The 17,866-nt window shown below is 66.6% G+C and carries 16 protein-coding genes; 13 read left to right on the top strand and 3 right to left on the bottom strand.

Annotated features, from left to right (window positions below; translation table 11 throughout):
- Nucleotides 1-75: 75 nt before the first annotated feature.
- Nucleotides 76-876, top strand: coding sequence for a bifunctional hydroxymethylpyrimidine kinase/phosphomethylpyrimidine kinase (thiD, locus tag QX128_RS29780; protein WP_315805324.1), 801 nt, complete (start codon nt 76-78; stop codon nt 874-876).
- Between the two features lie 114 nt (nt 877-990).
- Nucleotides 991-1,446: an ester cyclase gene (locus tag QX128_RS29775; protein WP_410053194.1), complete on the top strand. Its 456-nt coding sequence runs from the start codon at nt 991-993 to the stop codon at nt 1,444-1,446.
- A gap of 33 nt (nt 1,447-1,479) precedes the next feature.
- On the opposite strand, the gene QX128_RS29770 is transcribed toward QX128_RS29775, so the two are convergent.
- Complete coding sequence (locus tag QX128_RS29770) at nt 1,480-2,529, bottom strand: AraC family transcriptional regulator (RefSeq protein WP_316239302.1); 1,050 nt, start codon at nt 2,527-2,529, stop codon at nt 1,480-1,482.
- Nucleotides 2,530-2,668: 139 nt separating this feature from the next.
- On the opposite strand from QX128_RS29770, the gene QX128_RS29765 reads away from it, so the two are divergent.
- Genes QX128_RS29765 through QX128_RS29725 form a run of 9 tightly spaced genes read left to right on the top strand, consistent with a single transcriptional unit; the run spans nt 2,669 to nt 10,342 of the window.
- Nucleotides 2,669-3,493, top strand: coding sequence for an alpha/beta hydrolase (locus QX128_RS29765; RefSeq protein WP_316239301.1), 825 nt, complete (start codon nt 2,669-2,671; stop codon nt 3,491-3,493).
- Nucleotides 3,494-3,508: 15 nt separating this feature from the next.
- Complete coding sequence (locus QX128_RS29760; protein WP_316239300.1) at nt 3,509-4,015, top strand: hypothetical protein; 507 nt, start codon at nt 3,509-3,511, stop codon at nt 4,013-4,015.
- Nucleotides 4,016-4,045: 30 nt separating this feature from the next.
- Nucleotides 4,046-4,690, top strand: coding sequence for a hydrolase (locus QX128_RS29755; RefSeq protein WP_316239299.1), 645 nt, complete (start codon nt 4,046-4,048; stop codon nt 4,688-4,690).
- A 14-nt stretch (nt 4,691-4,704) separates the two neighbouring features.
- Entirely contained in the window at nt 4,705-4,992 is a 288-nt protein-coding gene (locus QX128_RS29750) for a XapX domain-containing protein (RefSeq protein WP_315805329.1), read from the top strand.
- Complete coding sequence (locus QX128_RS29745) at nt 4,989-6,866, top strand: amidohydrolase (RefSeq protein ID WP_315805330.1); 1,878 nt, start codon at nt 4,989-4,991, stop codon at nt 6,864-6,866. The genes QX128_RS29750 and QX128_RS29745 overlap by 4 nt, the downstream gene beginning before the upstream one ends.
- Complete coding sequence (locus QX128_RS29740) at nt 6,866-7,291, top strand: DoxX family protein (protein WP_315805331.1); 426 nt, start codon at nt 6,866-6,868, stop codon at nt 7,289-7,291. Before QX128_RS29745 ends, QX128_RS29740 begins: the two co-directional genes overlap by 1 nt.
- Nucleotides 7,292-7,318: 27 nt before the next feature.
- A complete protein-coding gene (locus tag QX128_RS29735) occupies nt 7,319-8,209 on the top strand; it encodes a glyoxalase (RefSeq protein WP_316239298.1) in 891 nt (296 codons plus the stop codon).
- Nucleotides 8,210-8,250: 41 nt separating this feature from the next.
- Entirely contained in the window at nt 8,251-9,630 is a 1,380-nt protein-coding gene (locus QX128_RS29730; protein ID WP_316239312.1) for an alginate export family protein, read from the top strand.
- A 19-nt stretch (nt 9,631-9,649) separates the two neighbouring features.
- Entirely contained in the window at nt 9,650-10,342 is a 693-nt protein-coding gene (locus QX128_RS29725; protein WP_316182950.1) for a YoaK family protein, read from the top strand.
- Nucleotides 10,343-10,350: 8 nt separating this feature from the next.
- Here the strand turns inward: QX128_RS29725 and QX128_RS29720 are convergent, their stop codons facing one another.
- Entirely contained in the window at nt 10,351-13,695 is a 3,345-nt protein-coding gene (locus QX128_RS29720) for a CHAT domain-containing protein (RefSeq protein ID WP_316239297.1), read from the bottom strand.
- 314 nt (nt 13,696-14,009) lie between these two features.
- Between QX128_RS29720 and QX128_RS29715 the strand changes: the two genes are divergently transcribed.
- Entirely contained in the window at nt 14,010-15,275 is a 1,266-nt protein-coding gene (locus QX128_RS29715; protein ID WP_315805335.1) for an HlyD family secretion protein, read from the top strand.
- A 12-nt stretch (nt 15,276-15,287) separates the two neighbouring features.
- The gene (locus QX128_RS29710; protein WP_315805336.1) at nt 15,288-16,868 is read left to right on the top strand and encodes a DHA2 family efflux MFS transporter permease subunit; all 1,581 of its coding nucleotides are present in this window, start codon (nt 15,288-15,290) and stop codon (nt 16,866-16,868) included.
- 144 nt (nt 16,869-17,012) lie between these two features.
- On the opposite strand, the gene QX128_RS29705 is transcribed toward QX128_RS29710, so the two are convergent.
- Nucleotides 17,013-17,864, bottom strand: coding sequence for a fumarylacetoacetate hydrolase family protein (locus tag QX128_RS29705; RefSeq protein WP_316182953.1), 852 nt, complete (start codon nt 17,862-17,864; stop codon nt 17,013-17,015).
- Nucleotides 17,865-17,866 lie beyond the last annotated feature (2 nt).

The following is a 17,866-nucleotide window of genomic DNA, read 5'->3' as shown; positions in this document are numbered from 1 at the left end:
CCGGCGAAGTCGATACGCTTTCTCCGGCGACCGGGCCTGCTTGCCGGGCGCGGCCGGCCCGCGCTAGGAAGGGGCATGAGCACCCCCGTCGCACTCACCATCGCCGGTTCGGATTCCTCCGGGGGAGCCGGTATCCAGGCCGACCTCAAGACCTTCGCGGCGCTCGGCGTCTACGGCGCCTCGGTGCTGACGGCGCTGACGGCCCAGAACACCAGGGGCGTGACCGGGGTGCATCTGGTGCCGCCCGATTTCGTCACGGCGCAGATTGATGCGGTGTTCGATGACCTCGACGTCGGCGCGGTCAAGATCGGCATGGTGGCGCAGGCGCCGATCGCCGACGCCATCGCGGCAAGCCTTGCGCGCTGGCGGCCGCGGCATGTCGTGCTCGATCCCGTGATGGTCGCGACCTCGGGCGCGCGGCTGTTGCCGGAGGATGCGATCGACGCGCTGCGCCGCCGGCTGATCCCCCAGGCGACGCTGATCACGCCGAACCTGCCCGAGGCGGCCGCGCTGCTCGACGAGCCGGTCGCTGATACGGACGAGGCGATCGCGGCGCAAGGCCGCCGGCTGCTCGCGCTCGGCTGTCCGGCCGTACTGATCAAGGGCGGTCACGGGCAGGGCGCCGACAGCACCGATTACCTGATCACATCAGCGACCAGCATCCCGTTGCCGTCGCCGCGCATCGACACGAAGAACACCCACGGCACGGGCTGTTCGCTGTCGTCGGCCGTGGCCGCAGGGCTGGCGAAGGGGGAGAGCCTCGAGGCGGCCGTGCGCAACGCCAAGGCCTTCATCTCCGGCGCGATCGCGGCGGCCGATCGCTTCACGGTCGGACACGGCCATGGCCCGGTGCATCATCTCCACCGCTATTATTGAGGTCACACATCTTTGAGGTCACTTCCCGTGGCAACTTAGCTTAGCTGGCGGCAGCCGAAATAGCTGGGGCGGACAACGGCTGCATCATGTCTGCGCTCCGCAGGAGATGACGGAATGATGACGCGTTTCGCGGCGGTGGCTGCGGTGCTGTTCGCCACGGTGGCGACACCGGTGCTGGCCCAGCGGGCCTATTCCGCCCAGGAGGAACGCAACAAGGCGATCGTGCTCGACTTCTATGAGCAGGGCCTCAATCGCAAGGATTTCGAGGCGGCGTCGAAATATCTCGGCACCTACATCCAGCACAATCCGAATGCCGAGGATGGCCCTGAGGGATTTCGCAAGTTCATCGAATTTCTGAAGGCCAAGTTTCCACAGTCGCACAGCAGGATCACGCAGGTGCATGTCGACGGCGACTTCGTCGTGCTGCGCGTTCACGCCATCCGCGAGCCCGGCACCCGCGGCAACGCCATCGTCGACATCTTCCGTCTCAAGGACGGCAAGATCGAGGAGCACTGGGATTCGGTTCAGCCCATTCCCGAGCAGTCGGCCAATCCCAATGGGATGTTCTGAAGAACGCGTCTGAAGGCCTCTCCCGCCGGCGGATCATGGTCCGCGCGCGAGCGCGATTTCCCGACGCACGCCCCTCATCACGCGCGAGCGGTATTCGCCTGGCGATTCGCCGAACCAACGATTTGACGCGCGGAAGAAGGTGCTCTGGTCGGCATAGCCCAGCAGATAGCCGATGTCGGTGAGCGTCATGCGGAAATCGGAGAGATGGCGCTGGGCCAGCTCGCGCCTGACATCGTCGACGAGGTCGCTGAAGGAGAGGCCTTCATCGGCGAGCCGGCGCTGGAAGGTGCGGTCGCTCAAGCCGAGCTCGGCTGCGATGGCCGAGCGCAGCGGGCTGCCGTCGGGCAGCAGCCTGGCGATCGCGGCGCGGGCGCGATGCGCGGTGTCGGCCTTGACCAGGCGCTCCAGCGCCTCGTCGGCGATCCGATCGTGGATTGCCGAAAGCTCGGGCGCCGAGGTCGTCAGCTTGCAGGCGAGATCCTGATCCGACACCAGGAAGCCGTTGAACGGCGCATCGAATTCGAGCGGGGATTGGAACGCCCTGTTGTAGCACGCGATCGACAGCGGCACCGCATGCGAGAAACGCGTCGCGAGCGGCGTCAGCGGACGATCCAGCATCCACCGGCATAGATTGAGCAGATTGACGACGCCGTAGTCATAACGCTGCCGCGGAATCGGGCATTCACCGCCGAACACGTCGGTTCGTATCCAGCGACCGCCATGACCCGGCTCGAGCGTGATGGTCACCGCGTCGCTCACCAGGCACATGTACCGGATCAGGCGCATCAGCCCGGCGAGAAGAGTGGGGCTCGACATCATGGCGTAGCCGGCGACGCCATAGTTGTCAGGTCGCGGCGCATCGAGCTTTGCCAGCCCGATGTCCGGATTGCCCGAACGCTCGGCCGCCAGCACCCACAACCGGCTCAATGCCTCGGTCGGCCAGCGGCGGTCGCAATCGTCGAGATCGTCGATCGACAGCCCGACCTCGGCGAACAGCGCGGCGGCATCCAGACCTTGCTCGTTCAGCGTCGTCGCAACGCCGCGCATCCAGGACGACGATGTGGTTCGAATCTGCTGATCCATCCCTTGGCCTTCTGGAGCCAGTGCTTTGGCATCCTCGGGTCATTGTGCAGATGCACATGAGACTGCATAGCACCTGATATTGGCGATCGCGATACCAAAATCGGTGGTGCGACCGCATGGCTGGCGCGCAGGAGAAATCATGCCCGTTCTGAAAACCAATGACGGCACAGAGATTTACTACAAGGATTGGGGCTCCGGCCAGCCGATCGTGTTCAGCCATGGCTGGCCGCTGTCAGCCGATGATTGGGATGCGCAGATGCTGTTCTTCCTCAATCACGGCTTTCGCGTCATTGCCCACGATCGCCGCGGCCATGGCCGCTCGGCCCAGGTCGCCGACGGTCACGACATGGACCACTATGCCGACGATCTCGCGGCACTGACCGCACATCTCGATCTCAACAGCGCGATCCATGTCGGCCATTCGACCGGCGGCGGTGAGGTCGTGCACTACCTCGCGCGCCATGGCGAGAGCCGCGCGGCCAAGGCTGCGATCATCGCCGCGGTGCCGCCGCTGATGGTGCAGACCGCGGCGAATCCGGGCGGACTGCCGAAATCCGTGTTCGACGACTTCCAGACCCAGGTCGCCACGCGCCGCGCGGAATTCTATCGCGACGTCGCCGCTGGGCCGTTCTACGGCTTCAACAAGCCCGGCGCCAAGCCGTCCGAGGCGGTCATCCAGAACTGGTGGCGGCAGGGCATGATGGGCAGCGCGAAGGCGCATTATGATGGCGTCGTTGCGTTCTCGCAGACCGACTTCACCGAGGATCTGAAGAAGATCACCTTGCCGGTGCTGGTGATGCACAGCGAGGACGATCAGATCGTGCCCTATGCGGACTCTGCGCCGCTTTCCGCCAAGCTGCTCAAGAACGGCACGCTGAAGACCTACAAGGGCTTTCCGCACGGCATGCCGACCACCGAGGCCGCGACGATCAATGCCGATCTCCTGGCCTTCATCAAGGGCTGATCAGAGGAGAGATTCATGACCTGGGGAATTCCGACGACTCTGTTTCTTCAGATTCACGTGGTGCTGAGCCTCATCGGAATTGCGACCGGGCTCATCATGCTCGCCGGCCTGCTGGCGGGCCGCCACCTGCCAGTGTGGGCGGCACTGTTCTTGGCCACGACCTTCCTTACAGGCGTGACCGGATTTCCGCTGCCGCCGTTCGGCCTCGACCCGCCCCGCATCATCGGCATCATCCTGCTCGCGCTGCTCACGGCGGCCGCTGCCGCGCTCTATGTGTTCGCGCTGTCGGGCTGGTGGGGACGCGTCTATGTCGTGACGTCGCTGCTCTCGCTCTATCTCAACGTCTTCGTTGCGATCGTGCAGTCGTTCCAGAAGATCGGCGCGCTCAACGCGCTGGCGCCGACGCAGAGCGAGCCGCCGTTTGCTGTCGCTCAGATCGTCACTCTCTTGCTGTTCATTGGCCTCGGCATCGTCTCATGGCGGCGGTTCGCCTCCGTGGCGCCGGGAGCCTCCCTGGCCTGAGTCAACCATCCGCTTCTCAAGGAGAACCACGTGTCCAAGCTCGAAATGCTCACCCCGCAGAACTGCGCCGTCGCCCTCATCGACTATCAGCCGGCGATGTATCAGGGCGTGCAGTCGCACGACCGTCTCGGCGTGTTCAACAACATCCAGATCGTCGCCAAGGCGGCCAAGCTGTTCAAGCTTCCGACCGTGCTCACCACGGTGGCGAAGGATTCCTTCTCCGGCCCGTTCATGCCCGAGGTGACCGAACTGTTTCCGGAGCACGACATCGTCGACCGCACGGCGATGAACTCCTGGCTCGACGCCGGCTTCCGCAAGCAGGTCGCCGCCACCGGCCGCAAGAAGTTCATCATCGCGGGACTGTGGACCGAGGCCTGCGTGCTGTTCCCGACCTTGGACATGCTGCGCGAAGGCTACGAGATCTACATCCCGGCCGACGCCTGCGGCGACCTGTCCCTCGAGGCGCACAACCGCGCGATGGATCGCGCGGTGCAGGCCGGCGCGGTGCCGATCACCTCGTGCCAGTTCGCCTTCGAGCTCCAGCAGGACTGGGCACGTGCCGAGACCTATGACGGTATGATGGAGATCCTGAAGGCGCATTCGCCCTACGGCATCCAGATCCGCTTCTCGAAATGGGCGCTCGGCGAGCACGCCTCGGAAGGCGGCGCAAAGTAGCCCTGGGACGAACGATGAAGATCTATCTGTTCTCGCTCGGGGCAGGGCTTTTGGTCGGCGTGATCTACAGCCTGCTTCAGGTCCGCTCGCCGGCGCCGCCATTGGTGGCGCTGGTCGGCCTGCTCGGCATTCTCGTCGGAGAGCAGGTGATCCCCGTGGGCAGGCAGCTCCTGAACGGCACCACGCTTGCTGCCGCGTGGCAGAAGGCGGCCTGCGCCACGCACATCTTCGGCCTGCTGCCCGGCCATCACGGACGGGCAGACACAACCATCGCTCCGGCGCGGGACGAGAAGACCTCATGACCGATCATCCCGACCTCATCCTGCATCGCGGCCTGTTCACGACGCTCGATCGCTCCAATCCCGCGGCGAGCGCGGTCGCGATCAAGGACGGCGTGTTCACCGCGGTCGGCCACGAGCAGGACGTGATGAAGCTCGCCGGCCCCCGGACGAAGGTCATCGATCTCAAGGGCCGTCGCGTGCTGCCTGGCCTGATCGACAATCACCTGCACATCATCCGCGGCGGGCTCAACTTCAACATGGAGCTGCGCTGGGACGGTGTGCGCTCGCTCGCGGACGCGATGGCGATGCTCAAGGCCCAGGTCGCCATCACGCCGCCGCCGCAATGGGTGCGCGTGGTCGGCGGCTTCACCGAGCATCAGTTCGCCGAGAAGCGGCTGCCGACCATCGACGAACTCAACGCCGTCGCGCCTGACACCCCGGTGTTCCTGCTGCATCTCTATGATCGTGCGATTCTCAACGGCGCCGCGCTGCGCGCCGTCGGCTACGACAAGCACACGCCGCAACCGCCCGGCGGCGAGATCGCGCGTGATGCCGAGGGCAATCCGACCGGTCTGCTGCTCGCCAAGCCGAACGCCGCCATACTCTATGCGACGCTCGCCAAGGGACCGAAACTGCCGTTTGACTATCAGCTCAATTCCACCCGGCACTTCATGCGCGAATTGAACCGCCTCGGCGTCACCGGCGCGATCGACGCGGGCGGCGGCTTCCAGAACTATCCGGACGACTATGCCGTGATCCAGAAGCTGGCCGATGACGGCCAGCTCACGATCCGGCTCGCCTACAATCTGTTCACGCAGAAGCCAAAGGGCGAGAAGGACGATTTCCTGCGCTGGACGCAGAGCTCGACCTACAAGCAGGGCAACGACTATTTCCGCCACAACGGCGCCGGCGAGATGCTGGTGTTCTCGGCCGCCGATTTCGAGGATTTTCGCGTACCGCGGCCGGACATGCCGGCCGAGATGGAAGGCGAGCTCGAAGAGGTGGTGCGCATTCTCGTCCAGAACAAATGGCCGTGGCGGCTGCACGCCACCTATGACGAGACCATCTCGCGCGCGCTCGACGTATTCGAGAAGGTCAACCAGGATACGCCGCTCGAGGGTCTCAACTGGTTCTTCGATCATGCCGAAACGATCTCGGACCAGTCGATCGACCGCATCGCCGCGCTCGGCGGCGGCATCGCCGTGCAGCACCGCATGGCCTATCAGGGCGAGTACTTCGTCGAGCGCTACGGCTTTGGCGCGGCCGAGGCGACGCCGCCGGTGAAGAAGATCCTCGACAAGGGCGTCAAGGTCTCCGCCGGCACCGATGCGACCCGCGTCGCCTCCTATAACCCCTGGGTGTCGCTGTCGTGGCTGGTGACCGGCCGCACCGTCGGCGGGCTGCGGCTGTACCCGCAGCGCAACTGCCTCGATCGCGAGACCGCGCTGCGGATGTGGACCGAGAACGTCACCTGGTTCTCCAATGAAGAGGGCCGCAAGGGCCGCATCGAGGTCGGCCAGTTCGCCGATCTGATTGTGCCGGACCGCGACTTCTTCTCGTGTCCCGAGGCCGAGATCGCCGACATCACCAGCGATCTCACCATGGTCGGCGGCCGCGTCGTCTATGCGGCGTCAGATTTCAAGATGCTGGACGACTCCGCGCCGCCGCCGGCGATGCCGGACTGGTCGCCGGTGCGCCGCTTCGGCGGTTACGGCGCGTGGCTCGCGAAGGATGAGACCGGCGCGGTGCGTGCCCAGGCGATGCAGATGTGCGGCTGCGCCAATGCCTGCGGCGTCCACGGCCACGACCATGCACGGTCCTGGTCGAGCCAGTTGCCGATCGCCGACCTCAAGAGCTTCTGGGGCGCGCTCGGCTGCGCCTGCTGGGCGGTGTGATGGCCGTGATCCCGGACACGCCGCGGCCGGTCGCAGCGGTGCTCGCCTGGCCGTGGCTCTGGCCCGCGGCGCGGCTCGCGCTCGTCTCGGCCTATGTGATCGGCGGCGTCCAGAAGCTGATGGATTTTCCCGGTGCCGTCGCCGAGCAGGCCCATTTCGGCCTGCAGCCGGCGGCGCTGTGGGCGGTCGCTGCAATCGCCGTCGAGCTGATCGGCTCGCTGCTCGTCGTGGTCAACCGCTTCGCCTGGCTCGGCGCCGGTGCGCTCGGCGTGCTCACCTTCGTCGCCATGCTCACCGCCAACGACTTCTGGCACATGGAGGGCCATGACCGCTTCATGGCGCTCAATTCCTTCTTCGAGCATCTCGGCCTGATCGCCGGTCTCGTGCTCGTCTCCATCATGTCCTGGCGCGCGCGCCGCGCCTGATCCGGTCTCCATTTGTCTGAGGTTGTCATGATCCGCTCCCGTCATCTGCTCGGCGTACTCGTTGCCACCGCCTTGTTCGGCGCTCCCGCATTCGCCAAGGACACCGCGCGGCTCGTGGGCGTCGGCGCGCAATACGACACGACGCATGTCTATGTCGCGCCCGACGACGTCGAGAAGTTCGTCACGAGCTTCCTCGCCACCTTCGGCGGCCAGAGCACCAAGCAGGTCGTCGCGACGGTGACGCCGACGCCGAGCAGCACGACCTCGCAGCTGCTGCAGACGCCGGTCGGCACGGTGTCGCTGTTCGGCTTCAAGACTCCGATCCCGTATCCGTTCGGCGCAGAGCGCACCGGCTATCTCGTCACCGACATGGACGCCGCCATCAAGGCCGCCAGGGCCGCCGGCGCCGACGTCGTCGTCTCGCCGTTTCCCGATCCGATCGGCCGCGATGCCGTGATCCAGTGGCCGGGCGGCGTCAACATGCAGCTCTACTGGCACACGACCAAGCCGTCCTACGCCGCGTTCGAGAAGGTTCCGGAGAACCGCGTCTATGTCTCGGCCGATCGCGCCGAGGCGTTTACCCGCGCCTTCCTGCGGTTCTCAAAGGGCAAGGTGATCTCCGACGAGGCCAAGGCGCCGGGCGTCGAGATCGGCCGGCCCAACGACCGCTACCGGCGCATCCGCATCGAGTCGGTGTTCGGCCGCATGACCGTGCTCGTCACCGATGGCCATCTGCCATATCCGTTCGGCCGCGAGATGACCGGCTACGAGGTCGCCGACCTCAAGGCCACGCTCGACAAGGCCAAGGCTTCGGGCGCGACCGTGCTGGTCGAGCCGTTCACGGCGGACAAGCGCGAGCAGGCGGTGGTGCAGTTTCCCGGCGGCTATGTCGCGGAGATACATGCGCTGGTAAAGTAGCCCGATGGGGGACGGTGGTGCGGATCATTCAGGCATTGGCGATGACGGCGGCGGCCGTCGCATTGGTCGCTGCGTCCTGCGGCGCTGGCGCTGCCGAGGATGCTCCCGGGCGTCCCACGATCCGCACCAACCGTTGGCAGGAGGACTGGTCGGTGCTGGCCGATCCGGCGCTGCGCACCGCGCCGTTCGATCCGATCAAGTACGTCCCGCTGCAAGCGGGTGTGCCGCAGAGCTATGTCTCGTTCGGCATGACCCTGCGTGAGCGCTTCGAGAGCCTCGATGCCGCGAGCTTCGGCATCGGCGGGGCGAAGCCGGATCAGCACGTGTTGCAGCGGCTGCAGATCCATGCTGACGCGCATCTCAACGAGCACTGGCAGCTGTTCGTCCAGCTCGAGGACGACCGCGCCTTCGGCAAGGCCAACATCACGTCGGTCGACCAGAACCCGCTCGATCTCCGGCTCGCCTTCCTCGCTTATGTCAATGCGACGGAGAAGGGCACGTTCAAGGCACGGGTCGGGCGGCAGGATTTCGACTTCGACCTGCAGCGCTTCGTCTCTTCGCGCGACGGGCCGAACGTGCGCCAGTCCTTCGACGCGCTGTGGGCCGACTGGGAGAGCGGCCCGTGGCGCTTCATCGGCTTCGTCAGCCAGCCGGTGCAATACAAGCTGGTGCGCCCGTTCGACGACACGTCGAACGGATCGTTCCTCTTCCACACCTTCCGCGTCGAGCGCCAGGTGTTCGGCACCAACGAGCTGTCGTCGTATTATTCCTACTATCAGCGTGACGATGCGCGCTTCCTCGATGCCGCAGGCCTCGAGCAGCGCCACGTGCTGGACATCCGCTTCGCCGGCAAGCTCGCCGGCTTCGACTGGGATCTCGAGGCGATGGGGCAGGCGGGTTCGGTCGGGGCGACGCAGATCCGCGCCTGGGGCGCCGGCGCGCGCGCCGGCTACACCTTCGCCGACGTCGCCTGGCAGCCGCGCATCGGCCTTCAGCTCGACGGCGCCTCCGGCGACCGCCATCCCGGTGACGGCAAGATCGAGACCTTCAATCCGCTGTTCCCGAACGGCTACTACTTCACGCTGGCCGGCTTCACCGGCTACACCAACCTGATTCACCTCAAACCGTCGCTGACGGTGAAGCCCATGACAGATCTCTCATTCATGGCCGCGATCGGCCTGCAATGGCGCGCGACCAATGCGGACGCGATCTACGTCCAGCCCAATGTCGCGGTCGCCGGCACCGCGGGGCAGGGCAGCTCGTGGTCCGGCGCCTATGCGCAGCTGCGCGCCGACTATCGCTTCAACGCCAACCTCACAGGCGCGTTGGAAGCCGTGCACTATGAGATCGGCGACACGCTGCGCCGCGCCGGCGGCCACGACAGCGACTACATCGGCATCGAGCTGAAATACGCGCTCTGAACAACGAAAGCAGGACCACATGTCGCAATTCGAGTCCCGCAACGTGGTGCCGCTGCTGCTCAGCGTCAATGCCGGCTATGTCGACACTGCCGGCTTCCTGGCGCTGCAGGGCCTGTTCACCGCGCACGTCACCGGCAACTTCGTGACGTTCGGTGCGGCGCTGGCGCTGGGCACCTCGGGCGCGACCGCCAAGCTGCTGGCGCTCCCGGTATTCTGCTTGGTCGTGATCGCGACGCGGCTGGCCGGCACGTTGCTGTCGCGGCGGTGGTCGCGCGCGTTCGAGGTCCTGATCGGCGTCAAGCTGGTGCTGCTCGTCCTTGGCGCCGTGCTCGCCATCCATTTCGGCCCGTTCCATGACGGCGACAGCCGCGAGGCGATCATCACCGGCATGGTGCTGGTCGCGGCGATGGCGATCCAGAACGCCGTGCACCGGATACATCTGCCGAGCTCGCCGCCGTCGACCCTGATGACCGGCACGACCACGCAGGTGATGATCGACCTCGCCGACAGGATCTATGTCGGCGACAAGGGGCAAGCGCCGCCGCCGGCGCGGCTGATGCAGATGGCGATCAACGTGCTCGCCTTTGCGCTCGGCTGCGGCGCCGCGGCGCTGCTGTTCATGCGCCTGGGAGGCTGGTGCTTCGTCGTGCCGCCGGTCATCGCCGCGCTGGCGCTCGGCGTGCGCCTCGCCGGGCCCGAGCCGGCGCGCTGAGGACGCCGTCAGGTGCCGGTGCCGAGTGCCGGCTGGACGTTCGGCGCAGGCGCCGTCGGCGGCAGCCGCGGCAGCGACGGCGCAACCTGGGTGTCGCCGTCGCAGTGCACCGCGTAGAGCAGCCCGAGCGGGTTGCCGTGCTCGCGGAGAAATTCCCGGCGCAGGCTGAGGAACGTCTCTCCCAGCGGCACGCCGTCGAGAAAGCTTTCGAAGAAGCGCTTCGCCCAGGCCGTGGCGAAGATCGCCGGGGTCTTGCATTCCGTTCCAACCACGCCGCGCGCGCCCTTGGCCATGAAATACGGCACGAAGCCGTCGTAGAACGCCGGCGACAATTCGGCCGACTCGCAGGCGTTGATGAAGACGAGGGGGTTGCCGGGAAGCAGCTTGCTGGTCGGGGCGTCCAGGCTGAGCTCGCCCAGCGTGATGCCGGCATCGGTCAGCACCAGGCTGGAGCTGTCGGGACCGCCGGGATCGTCGAGGCCGGTCGCCCGGGCATGACAATAGAGGTAGAGGATCTGGTCGTTGGTGGTCTCGTCGGCCAGCGCCTTGACCAGCTCCTTGCTGGTCGTGCGCGACACGATGTGGACGTTGCGGCGTGCCGCCTTTTCCGCGAGCCAGAACCGCTGCTGCTGGGCGACGAGGTCGGCGCCCATCTGCCGGTCGATGTTGTCGTTGACGTTCAGGCTGATGCTGAGCTCGGGCTTGTCGCTCGGGATCAGGCAGTCGGAGATGCGCGGCGTGTTCTGCATCGGGATCTGCTCGATCACGTGGCGCATGCCGATGAAATTGTCCCAGTCGAGCTGTGCGCCGGCCGAGGCATCGCCGACATAGAGCAGGCCCCACGGCACCGTGGTTGCCTCCGCCACGATCTGCAGCTTCAGCCGCCTGGAGCGGTCGCTGGTGAGCTTGCGCAGGAAGTCGCCGATGTCCTTGGAATCCTGCGCCGCGGCGGGCCCGAAGAACAGCTTCTGGAACAGCGCCGATCCCGCCCGCGCCATGATCTTCAGGGCGGCGTCGCGGTCGGCATCGGCGATGTCGATCCCGCTCTGGAAGACGCAGCTGCCGGCCGCGTTCTGATGGGTCACGACCTTCATGAGCTCCTGGCGCACGATCTCGATCGATTTGGCCAGGTAGTCCGGCAGCAACGGCAGCCGGGCGCGGACCGTGACGGGCTTCCAGACGAGACAGTCGTAGCCGCCCGCGATCGGCATGATCGACAGGCCGACATCGCGCGGATTGAGCACGCTGGCGGAGGAGTAGGGCCGGCCATGCGCGCCCTCGACGCGGGGCGAGGGCGCCGCGCCGACATCGATGACGAGGTCCATCTGCTGGACGAAATTGCCGTCCTTGTGGACCGTCGCCCGCAGCGCCGACGGGCCGAACTTCTTCGGCGACAGATCGAACCGCGCCTTGTTGCGCGACTTGCCGGTGCGCGGCAGGCGCAGCGGGCGGCTCTTGTCGGAGAGCTCGAAATCGTCGCTGTCGAGCTGGATGGTCAAAGTGACGTCGGAGGTTCCTTCCGGGAACAACTGCTCGTCGGCGAGCGGCACCGACGAGACGCCGCTCTGCTGGACGTCGACGTCGAAAGCGAACGTGTACCACTGGCCCGGCTTCAACGGCGCATCGAGATCCTCGAAGCCGGCATTGATCCAGCGCTGCTCGCCGGGCGGATAGGCTTTGCGGTTGTCGAGCGGGGGCGGCTGCGGAACGGTCGGCGGCGGCGCCCATTGCGGATATGGCAACTGAACCTGCTGCTGCTCTTCCTGCTGCCGTTGCTGCTGCTGATGCTGACTCTGCTCCCGCTGCTGCTGCTCGCGTTGCTGCCGCTGGCCCGGCTCGACCTGCTGCTGCTGCTCCTGCCGCTGAACCTGCTGTTGCACCTGCTCCGAAGTCCGCTCGAACGTCCGCGGCCGCCAGAGCTGCTGATCGTAGCGCTGCTGATCGAAGTGGCGGATGTCGTCGCTGAGCAGCCCGCCGCCGATGCTGCCGGGTTGCGGCCTGACGGCCGCGGGCGCGGCCAGGATCGCGGCCCAGAAGGCGTGAGCCACTTCGGGGTGGGCGATGTCGCTGTGGGCGCCGGCCGCGCCGCCGCCGTTCCGGATGATCCGGCTCGCCTCGATGTTGTAGACCCGGCCGCTGCCGAAACCGTAGCTGAAGCCGACATCCTGGATCGGCATGTCGACGGTCGCCACAGGCTGGGTGCCGCGGACGCCGAAGCTGCCGATGGCGCCGTACAGCGGATAGTCGGTATCGAGCAGATATTGCTGCTTCAGCCGCGCTCCGAGCGGGTAGAACCATCCGTTCGCCCGGTCGTAGCTCGAGCGGGTGGTCACGAATGCGCCGCGCACGAGCCCCTTCAGCAGCGTGCGCCGGAAATAGCCCTGCGCTGGCGCGGCCTGCGGAATGCTCTCGGCATAGCACCACAGCGACAGCGCGCCCTGGACCAGGAACATCGTCTCGACCGGGCGCGGCAGCGCGCGGCCGTCGGGCGTGCCGGCGACGGCCGCCGACACGACGATGCAGCCGAAGCTGTGGCCCATCAGGTGAACCCGGGCCGCCGGCGCCGCCTGCTGCAGCTTGACGAGGACATCATGGGCGCCGGCCTCGCCGAACTGGCGCGCGCGATCCTTCATCTTCCAGAACGACAGGATGCGGAGCGGCGCCAGCAGCGCCTCGCGCAGGTCGTCGCCGAGGCCGAGCGTGCCTGCGGTCGCATCGGCCGGCCCGCTCCGTGCCTCGCTCACGATCACGGTCGGATCGAACCGGTCCTGCTCGGCGCCAGGGCGTCCGCTTACATCGCCCATCGCAAGGCCGGACGCAGCGAACAGCCTGAGATAGGCATCGCGCATCGAGTCCGGCAACGTGGCCGCCGGCGCAATGCGCGCCTGCTCGAGGATCGAGCGAATGTCGGCGCGCGCCGCCGGCGTGTCGGCGATGCGTGCCGCATAGCGCTCCACCTCCGCCTCGAGCGATGCCGCCGGCGTGTCGGCGGACAGCAGCCCGCCCGCGCCCGACGGCAGCGTCTCGTCGCCGAATGGCAGGCTCGGCCAGTGCAGCCCGATGATGACGGGAGCAAAGCCGGGACGCTGCCGTGCCGCGGCGAGCCGGTCCGCGTCGAGCGCTCCCATGGCGGTGAGCCAGCGATCATACTGCTCGATCGCCGCGGGGACGTCGCCCATCCAGCCATGGCTCAGCAGGATGATATCGCTGACCGCCGCGCCCAGCGCATGGAGGCGGTTCACCACCATCTCGCTCGCGAGCGAACCGTCGGCCTCTCGCCGCTCTTGCCCCGTCGCATCGAAGGCGATGAGCACATATTGCAGGTCTGAGCCTGGCACCTGACGGACGGGCATGCGTGCCTCGCAATAGGATCACGTCGGCATCTTCCGCGGTAGTCGGTTGCCGACCCTAACAATTTCTTATTATGCGTGTGTTGTATTTAGCCGCGTTGATCGAGTCAACGCGATCACGTGAGACTGCAACCGCGGCTGCGTCACGCAGTTGACCTTGCTCACGGCGGTTCGCGGTGGAGGCGCAGGGAAACGCGCGTCGGCGATCTCCAATGACGAAAAGTTTAGCTCGCCGCATCGCTGTGCGCCATTGCGTCCCACATGCATCGCGCCCAACTGTAGAAACGAAACGGTTCCGTTCTTTTCAAGGAGACGTGATGACACAGCAAGCTCTGTCATCGGCTGAGGTTCCATCTGCGGCCAACGACGATCCGGTGGTCTCCGCGCGCGATCGTGCCGTGCGGCAATGGCGCGGGGATGCCTCTGGCGACACTCCGCAGCAGATCGAGGCCAAGGCGCCGGCTGCGGAGCCCGGTCCGTCGCCGACGGAGCACGGGCAGCGCCAGGAGGGGGCCCGGAGGAGCCTGATCCGGCGGCATCCGCTTGGGGCAGCGCTGGGTCTCGTGCTGCTGCTCGCCGTCGGCGCCGGCGGCTACGTCTACTACGATGCGGCCGGTCACTATGAGACCACCGACGATGCCTTCATCGCGGCCCGCCAGTTCTCCATTGCGCCGAAAGTCTCCGGCTACATCACCGCCGTCCCCGTCACCGACAACCAGCACGTCAAGGCCGGCGACGTGATCGCGCGCATCGACGATCGCGACTACAAGACCGCGCTGGCCCAGGCCGATGCGCAGGTGAAGTCGGCCCAGGCGGCGATCCGCAACATCGAGGCGCAGATCGAGGTGCAGCAGGCGCAGATCACCGCGGGCCAGGCCCAGGTCGAGCAGGCCCAGGCCGGGCTGACCTTCGCCGAGCAGCAGGCCAAGCGCTATCAGGACCTCGCCCGCACCGGCTCGGGCACGGTGCAGAGCGAGCAGCAATACACATCGCAGCTCCAGCAGCAGAAGGCGGCGCTGACCTCGGCGCAGGCCAATCTGCAGGTGGCGCAGCGGCAACTGGAGTCCTTGAAGGCGCAGCGCGAGAGCGCCGACGCCAATCTCGCGCAGGCGCAGGCGCAGCGCGACCAGGCGCAGCTCAATCTGTCCTACACGACCGTGACCGCGGCGCAGCCCGGCCGCGTTGTCAATCTCAGCGCCGCCGACGGCCAGTTCGCGGCACAAGGCACGGCGCTTTCGATGTTCGTGCCCGATGACGTCTGGGTGACCGCCAATTTCAAGGAAACCCAGCTCGACGAGATGCGTCCAGGCCAGCCCGTGACCCTGGAGATCGACGCCTATCCGGAGCGCGAGATCCGCGGCCATGTCGCCAGCGTGCAGTCCGGCTCGGGCCCGGCCTTCTCGCTGCTGCCGCCGCAGAATGCGACCGGCAACTACGTCAAGATCGTGCAGCGCGTGCCGGTCAAGATCGACATGGATGATCCGCCGACGGACGTCGCGCTCGGTCCCGGCATGTCGGTGGTGCCGACCGTGCGTGTCGATCCCAGGCCGTCGCTCTATGAGCGGCTGAAGGCCGTGCTGTGAGGGAGGTCCGCCATGCGTGAGGCTGCCGCTCTCTCCGCGCCGCGCGCCGGCAGTCCGTGGATCATCGCGGTGCTGGTCGCGCTCGCGACCTTCATGGAGGTGCTCGACACCACCATCGCCAACGTCGCGCTGCCCTATATCGCCGGCGGCATGGGCGTGAGCCAGGACGAATCCTCCTGGGTGGTGACGACCTATCTCGTCTCGAACGCGATCATCCTGACGGCGTCGAGCTATCTCGCCAAGCGCCTGGGCCGCAAGACCTTCTTCATCATGTGCCTCGGCCTGTTCACCTTGAGCTCGGTGCTGTGCGGCTTCGCCTGGAATCTGCAGGTGCTGCTGCTGTTCCGGATCATGCAGGGCCTGGGCGGCGGCGGCATGGTGCCGGTCGCGCAATCGATCCTCGCCGACTCCTTCCCGCCGGAAAAGCGCGGCCAGGCCTTCGCGCTGTTCGGCGTCGCCGTCGTGGTCGCGCCCGTCGTCGGCCCGACGCTCGGCGGCTATCTCTCCGACAACGTCTCCTGGCACTGGTGCTTCCTGATCAACGGCCCCGTCGGCGTCGCCGCGATGCTGCTGATCGGGCTGATCCTCAAGGAGCCTGAAGCTGTCACTGAAGAGCGGCGCAAGCAGGCGCACGGCTTCGACGTCGTCGGCTTCGTGCTGGTCGCGACCTTCCTCGGCGCGCTCGAACTGATGCTCGACCGCGGCCTCGAGGACGACTGGTTCGACTCGCGCTTTATCCTGGTCACCGCCGCGGTCTGCGTTGCCGCCTTCATCGCCATGATCCCGTGGGAGATGAACCAGAAAAACCCGACGGTCGACGTCCGCATGCTGGCGTCGCGCCAGTTCGGCGCCAGCTTCCTGGTGATGCTGGCGACCGGCGCGATCCTGCTCGGCACCACGCAGATGCTGCCGCAGATGGTGCAGCAGGATTTCGGCTACACCGCGACCTGGGCGGGCCTCGTGTTGTCGCCCGGCGGCCTCGTCACCATGGCGATGATGTTCGTGGTCGGACGGCTCTCGGGCAAGGTGCAGCCGAAATACATGATCATGACGGGCGCCGCGGTCGTCGCCTTCGCGATGTATGACCTCACCCGGGTCTATGCCAATGTGGACTTCTGGTTCTTCGCCGAATCCCGCATGCTGATCGGAATCGGCCTGCCGCTGATCTTCCTGTCGATCACGACCGCGTCCTACAACGGCATTCCGCCCGAGAGGACCGACCAGGCCTCGGCGCTGATCAACGCCGCGCGCAACACCGGCGGGTCGATCGGGGTGTCGCTCGCCGCCAACATCCTGGCGCATCGCGCGCAGTTCCACCAGAGCCGGCTGGTCGAGAATGCCATACCGTCCAATCCGGCCTATCAGGACACGTTGCACCAGGTGACGAACTACTTCACCGCCCATGGCAGCTCGCTGGTCCAGGCGCAGCAGCAGGCGCTCGCCTGGATCGGCCAGACCGTTCAGATGCAGGCGTCGCTGCTCGCCTATGTCGACGTCTACTGGGCGCTGATGCTGATCTCGCTGTCGGCGATTCCGCTGGCGCTGACGCTCCGCAAGGTCAAGCTCGGCGGCGGCCCGGCGATGGCGCATTGAGGAAGCACGGTTGTTCGGCTGTCGTTCCGGGGCGATGCGCAAGCATCGAACTATGGTGCGCAGTTGCGCACCCGAGAATCCCGAGATTCCGGGTTCAGCCCTGGCGGGCTGCCCCGGAATGACGGTCAGGAACATCAGGGGCGCTCACACCGCCTCGTCGGCGATGCCATTTCGCAGCAGTCCGATCTTGTCGATCTCGACCTCCACGACATCGCCGGGCTTCATCCACAGCGGCGGTGTGCGGCGGGAGCCGACGCCGCCGGGCGTGCCCGTGGCGATCACGTCGCCCGGCTCGAGCCGGGTGAACGAGGAGCAGTATTCGATCTGGCGCGGGATATCGAAGATCATCTGGCTGATCGTCGCGTCCTGGACCACCTCGCCGTTGAGCCGCGTCTGCAGCCGCAGCGAGCCGAGGTCGTCGATCTCGTCCGGCGTGACCAGCCACGGGCCGAAGGCGCCGGTCGCGGGAAAATTCTTGCCCGGCGTGAACTGGTGGGTGTGGCGCTGGAAGTCGCGGACGCTGCCCTCATTGTAGCAGGCATAGCCGGCGATGTGCTTGAAGGCCTCGCTGCGCGGGATGTAGCGGCCCGGCTTGCCGATCACGATGGCGAGCTCGCCCTCGAAATCGAGATCGGTCGAGACGCGCGGGCGGATGATATTCGTGAGATGCCCGGTCTGGCTGTTGGCGAAGCGGCCGAACACCGTGGGGTTCTCGACCTCGGAGCGGCCGGTCTCCTTGCGGTGCGTCTCGTAGTTCAAGCCGATGCAAAGGATCTTGTCCGGGTTCGGGATCACCGGCAGGAAGCTGATGGCCGAGATCGGATGCCGCCTTGCGCCTGAGGCCGCTGCAGCCGCCTCCTTCAGCGCGTCCGCTGCGATCGCCGATTTCAGGTCCGGGAAGCGGTCGCGCAGGACGGCACCGAGATCGGCGACGTCGGTGCCCTCGACGAGTCCCCAGGTCGGCGCATTGTCGATGGTGAAGCTTGCAAATCTCATCC

Source organism: Bradyrhizobium sp. SZCCHNR1015 (assembly GCF_032489875.1).
Taxonomy (GTDB): domain Bacteria; phylum Pseudomonadota; class Alphaproteobacteria; order Rhizobiales; family Xanthobacteraceae; genus Bradyrhizobium.
This window is presented reverse-complemented; position numbering and strand designations above follow the sequence as displayed.